Genomic DNA, 276 nt, shown 5'->3' on the forward strand with positions numbered 1-276 from the left:
TATTTATATGAGTAATATCTTTTACTGTCATGCACACTTTATTAGTGGTCTAATTTTGTTGAATCTCGATAGTAGTGATACACATATTCCTAGTATTGAAGCCAAAAGATATAAGTTTAATAATGATAGTGCAACTTATTTGTGGCACTGCCGTTTGGGTCATATCGGTGTAAAGCGCATGAAGAAACTCCATAAAGATGGATTTTCAGAATTACTTGGTTATGAATCATTTGATGCTTCTGAATCATGCCTTTTGGGCAAGATGACTAAAACTCC

Annotated in this window: 1 protein-coding gene; it reads left to right on the forward strand. The window is 33.7% G+C overall.

Annotated features, from left to right (window positions below):
• Positions 1–55: 55 nt before the first annotated feature.
• Positions 56–276 (forward strand): GAG-pre-integrase domain-containing protein (locus tag L9G74_RS24100; RefSeq protein WP_238898605.1); only part of this gene is annotated, 221 nt, incomplete at its 3' end.

It is taken from the genome of Shewanella electrica, assembly GCF_022321485.1.
GTDB lineage: Bacteria > Pseudomonadota > Gammaproteobacteria > Enterobacterales > Shewanellaceae > Shewanella > Shewanella electrica.